Source organism: Mesorhizobium sp. M1D.F.Ca.ET.231.01.1.1, assembly GCF_003999155.2.
Lineage (GTDB): Bacteria > Pseudomonadota > Alphaproteobacteria > Rhizobiales > Rhizobiaceae > Mesorhizobium.
Map to the genome: position 1 here is coordinate 1 of NZ_RZOZ02000175.1, position 322 is coordinate 322.

The window sequence follows — 322 nt, forward strand, 5'->3', positions numbered from 1 at the left end:
GCTCGACGGCGGGCATGGCCGACACTGACCATGCAGTGAGCTCGCCGCGATCGTCGAGGCCCTTGAGCGCCGCAAGAATCGGCTGCATGGCTGCGGCGTCGAGGAATGCGGTGACGCCGTAGGAGTTGAGCGTCGCGATCGAGCGCGCCATCGCGGCGCGGTCCATCTCCTGCGTGTAATGGCCGGATTGGGCGATGGTGCGCTCGACGATGCCGGCGGCGGATTCGATCATCATGCCGGTCAGCGCGCCGGTCGCCGGATCGCGGCCGATCGAACCTTTTTCCGGATCGGGCGACGAAGCGGAAAGGCCGGCGAGAACGCG

1 pseudogene is annotated in these 322 nt (G+C 68.0%); it reads right to left on the bottom strand.

Annotated features, from left to right (window positions below):
* A pseudogene (locus EN874_RS32830) lies at positions 1–322 on the bottom strand (amidohydrolase); the annotation flags it as partial.